This is a genomic window from Clostridium sp. 1001270J_160509_D11, assembly GCF_015667935.1.
In the GTDB taxonomy this organism is placed as follows: domain Bacteria; phylum Bacillota; class Clostridia; order Peptostreptococcales; family Peptostreptococcaceae; genus Intestinibacter.
This window is the reverse complement of record NZ_JADPET010000190.1, coordinates 1-4379: the sequence shown is the minus strand read 5'-3', so window position 1 is coordinate 4379 and position 4379 is coordinate 1. Positions and strand designations below refer to the sequence as shown.

The window sequence follows — 4379 nt, the reverse complement described above, 5'->3', positions numbered from 1 at the left end:
TAAAAGATAGTGCAAAAATAAGCATAGATTGGTTAAAAGGTTTAGTTGGTCCAGCGACTAGTGTAAACTGGGGGATTTGGGATATTTTTTATAAAGAATTTATTTATACTTCCAGAATTTTTTAAGGATAGGGAGGCGAATGTTTTTTCTAAAATAAAAATAGTGTCTACATTTTTAGTGACTATATTTTATTTTATGTCTAGTATAGATTTTATACCAGAAATTCTATTGGGAGGATTAGGATTTATAGATGATGTTTTTATATTGGTATGGTCTATAGGTCTAATAAATGAAGAACTTAATAAATATAAGGTTGAATTTGAAAATAGTCCAAAGTCAAAAATTATAGAAAATGTTAAATGGGAAATCCACGATGATGAATAATCACATTTAAAAATAAATATTAAAATTATTTAGTAAACTTACAAAAAAGTCAGATACTAAAGATGATTTTGTTGCTATAATATATGTTAAGAATGGTAAATTTTACGTTGGTTTTTCGAGACGATTGTTAAACGGGGGAATTTTATGAAAAGAATAAAATTATTTTTAATGATTTACTTAATTGCTATTTTTATGTGTGGGTGTAGTAAAGATTCAACTAAAGAATTTTCACAGACGAGCAGTGAGAAAGATGCGATATATGCCGTATTTGGGGAATATAGCTCAACAACGGGGACAGGAATCGTTCATATAAATGAAAAATCAAATGAAAGAGATAGGACATATATTTTTTATCTAGTTAAGGTGCCTTCTTTAGAAAATTATAAAAAGGCATTAAAGAATAATCTTTCAGATGAAGAAAAAAGCTCAGCTTCTGATGATAAAATATACAACCAAGTCAAAGAAGAGGCTACAGAAGAGGTTATGGATAAGATAGAAAAATTATATAATAATAAAAATGTGGATAAAATCCGCATAGAAGTTGGAGTTGCATGGCCTTATGGAAATCATAATTATACAAAGCCGGGAGAGAAACTTGTGGGAAGCAAAATTGCTTATATAAAGACATTTAATTTTACAAGAGAAGACTATAAGGATTTTTTGAAACAATATAAAGAAGAAAATTGAGATTGAAGAGAGTATAAAAAAATAAAATAATAAGCAATCATATAAAATAAAAAGCGAAGGTATAACAAATTAATTTAGTTATTTCCTTCGCTTTAATTATAACTATTTACAGTATTTATAAGTTAATTCGCCTAATATTCTTATTCCTTTTATTATATCTTCAACAGATGGAGTAGAGAAGTTCATTCTGAAACTTTGACAAGGCATTGATGTATCAGCTAAAAATGCTGTTCCAGGTACTAATGCGACTTTGTTTTCTAATGCTTCACCTACAAACTTCATCATATCAACGCCATTAGGTAATGTAACCCAGACAAACATACCTCCTTCTGGCTTAGTATATTTAACACTAGGGTGGAAGTTTTTAGCCATTTCTTCTTGCATTATTTTGTTTTTTGCACCATAGATATCTTTTAATTTTTCTATTTGAGCATCCATATCACAAGTAGCTAAAATTCTTTCGCATATAACTTGGCTCCAAGTAGTACTATGTACATCATTTAAGAATTTAACTTTTTTTAGTGCACCTATAATTTCTGGTTTACCAACTGCACAGGCAACTCTTATACCAGGTGCAATTATTTTTGAAAAGCTAGCTGCATATATAACTATTCCTTCTTCATCAAAAGATTTTATAGGTGGAAGTGGCTCTCCACTAAATCTCAATTGTCCATAAGGATTATCTTCAAGAATTAATACATTATATTTTTTACATAGATCATAAACAGCTTTACGTTTTTCAAGAGACATTGTTATACCTGTTGGATTTTGGAAATTAGGTATAACATATATAAATTTAGGTGTTGGTTTTATTTGAAGTTTTTCTTCTAAATCTGCTAAATCTATACCGTCATCCTCCATCTTTACTCCAACTAAATTAGCACCATTGCTTCTTATTGAATCAAGAACACCAAGAAATGATGGATCTTCTGTTAAAACGGTATCGCCTTCATTACATATTATTTTTGCTAAACAGTCAGCTATTTGTTGACTACCAGAAGTACAAATCATCATGTCGCCGTCTTTTACAACACTTCCATCTCTATTAAAGAATTTTTTTGCTTCATCTAATAAAGGATGATAACCTTCTGTTAATCCATATTCTAGTATAGATAATGGTTTATTTGTAAGAACTTCATTTGAAAATTCTGTTATTTTATCGATTGGGAATGAATCTGTGGCAGGATTTCCGCCTGAAAATTTAATTAAACTAGGATCCCCCATTGTCGCTAATATATCTCCTGCTGGAGATGGTTTTAAGTTTTTAAATCTGTTTGAAAAATTATATTCCATTATTGTGCCCCCTTTGTATAATTAAATATTAAAATTATATCTTATAATAGTTATTATATACCAAAAATTGTCTAAAGGAGTTAAAAAAATATATATTATAAGATATATGGTCGAATAAAATAGGAAAATATTAATATTCATTAAGAAAAACATAAGATATAATTTATATTAAGTTCATATTTCTTATTTATAATTTAGATATAAAATAAAAGAAATTGTTAAGGGTTATTAAATTTTAAATCTAGGGAGCATAAGTTTTAATCAATAAAGGAGGATTATAATGAATAATCAGTTTGAAAAAAAAGATGCTTTAATGGAGAAACTAATAGCTTGTACAAAATCAGAAAATTATAAGATAAGGGCTGCAGCATATACAGCGCTTGGCAATTTTGTAGATTTAGACGGAGTGCTTTCTAAAATAAAAGAAGGTTTAAAAGATACTCATAGTGAAGTTAGAAATGTATCTTTAAAATCTCTAAGAAAAATCTACAATGAAAGAAAAGAAACAGAATTTTTTCAAAAGTGGCTTTATGAAATTGAATCACTTAGAAAAATTTCTTAAGACTAATTACGTAATCAACTAAAATTAAAATATCCACTTAAACGGCAATTTTAAAAAATTTTAAAATGCCATGGAGTTGTATTTCTATCCCCAATGAATATGATTCCGCAAAAAAACTGCTTATAAAATAAGCAGTTTTTTTATATTTATAATATATTTAATTTGAAATTCTTTTAAAATCTAAACTTTACTTGCATATTTAAAGAAAATATATAAGTACAGATATTTATTTAAATATATTTTTTAATGTTTTTACAAGTAATTTATTTTCATTTGGTTTTAAAATACAAACTCTAAAATAGTACTCAGAAAGCCCCTCGAAAGAATTACAATCTCTAATTATAATTTTTTCTGGAAGGAGTTTATCACGAAGTTCTTTAGCAGTAAACTTCTTTGAAGATATTTTGCATAATATAAAATTACCTTTGCTAGGATAAACAGTTAAGTCATTTATAGTGCTTAACTCATTAGTTAAGTAATCTCTTTCTCTAAGCATTGCATCGATAGTTTTAAAAATAAACATATTATCTAAAAACATTATTTCTCCCATTGAAGCGGCAATTATATTTATATTCCATAAATCTAAATTTTCATTTATTTTATTTTTTACTTCTTTATTTCCAATAAGACCATATCCAAGTCTAATTCCCGGTGTAGAAAAGAATTTTGATGTACCTCTAATTACAAAAAGCTTATCGTAATTATCTACTAATTTAGTAGATGAATAAGTATTTGTATCAGTAAACTCAATATAAGTTTCATCAATCATAATATAACAATTTGTATTTTTTAATATATATTCAATTTCATCTCTAGAAAAGGCAAATCCTGTAGGGTTATTTGGATTACAGATAATTGTTAAATCATAGTTGCCTTTATTTATAGCAGTTACTAATTCCTCTACATCTATTGCGAAATTATTTTCTTCTTTAGAGAAAAATTTTATAATATCAGAACCTATTTTATTTAATTCATGTTCATATTCAGAATATGCAGGTGATAAAAGTAGAGTTTTTTTAGGATTTACAGTTTTTATAAATGATGAAATTAATTCTGTAGCTCCACTTCCTAAAACTATATTTTCATCTAGACAATTGCAGTATTTAGATATAGATTTTTTTAAAGATACATATTCTGGGTCTGGGTACATAGATACCATATTTATATTGTTAATTACATATTCTTTTGCTTTATTTGAAGTACCAAAAGGATTTATATTAGAACTGAAGTCCATAAATTCATCTTTTGAAAATCCATATTTACTTGATAAATCATATAAATTTGCACCATGATTTACACTCATTTTAAATCCTCCCTAAACGTTAATATAAAGAAAATACATTTTAATCTTGAAAAAAATTTATTTTCTTATTTAGTAATTCTTCTTTATCTATATCAGCTATATCTTTAAAATATAGGCGTTTTGCATCTTTATATGTTTCTAATATCCTTT

5 protein-coding genes are annotated in these 4379 nt (G+C 26.5%); 3 read left to right on the top strand and 2 right to left on the bottom strand.

Annotation, left to right across the window (positions count from 1 at the left end; translation table 11 throughout):
- The first annotated feature begins 162 nt into the window (after positions 1–162).
- Both I4U58_RS12830 and I4U58_RS12825 read left to right on the top strand, forming a co-directional pair.
- Entirely contained in the window at positions 163–384 is a 222-nt protein-coding gene (locus tag I4U58_RS12830) for a DUF1232 domain-containing protein (protein WP_207743896.1), read from the top strand.
- Between the two features lie 144 nt (positions 385–528).
- Positions 529–1071 carry a hypothetical protein gene (locus tag I4U58_RS12825; RefSeq protein WP_195931736.1) on the top strand — a complete coding sequence of 181 codons (543 nt, stop codon included), beginning with the start codon at positions 529–531 and terminating at the stop codon, positions 1069–1071.
- Between the two features lie 102 nt (positions 1072–1173).
- On the opposite strand, the gene I4U58_RS12820 is transcribed toward I4U58_RS12825, so the two are convergent.
- On the bottom strand, positions 1174–2364 hold the full coding sequence (locus I4U58_RS12820; protein WP_195931735.1) for a PLP-dependent aminotransferase family protein: 1191 nt from the start codon (positions 2362–2364) through the stop codon (positions 1174–1176).
- Between the two features lie 280 nt (positions 2365–2644).
- Between I4U58_RS12820 and I4U58_RS12815 the strand changes: the two genes are divergently transcribed.
- Positions 2645–2926: a HEAT repeat domain-containing protein gene (locus tag I4U58_RS12815; RefSeq protein ID WP_195931734.1), complete on the top strand. Its 282-nt coding sequence runs from the start codon at positions 2645–2647 to the stop codon at positions 2924–2926.
- A gap of 226 nt (positions 2927–3152) precedes the next feature.
- Here I4U58_RS12815 and I4U58_RS12810 read toward each other — a convergent pair whose 3' ends face one another.
- Complete coding sequence (locus I4U58_RS12810; protein ID WP_195931733.1) at positions 3153–4229, bottom strand: histidinol-phosphate transaminase; 1077 nt, start codon at positions 4227–4229, stop codon at positions 3153–3155.
- Positions 4230–4379: the final 150 nt, after the last annotated feature.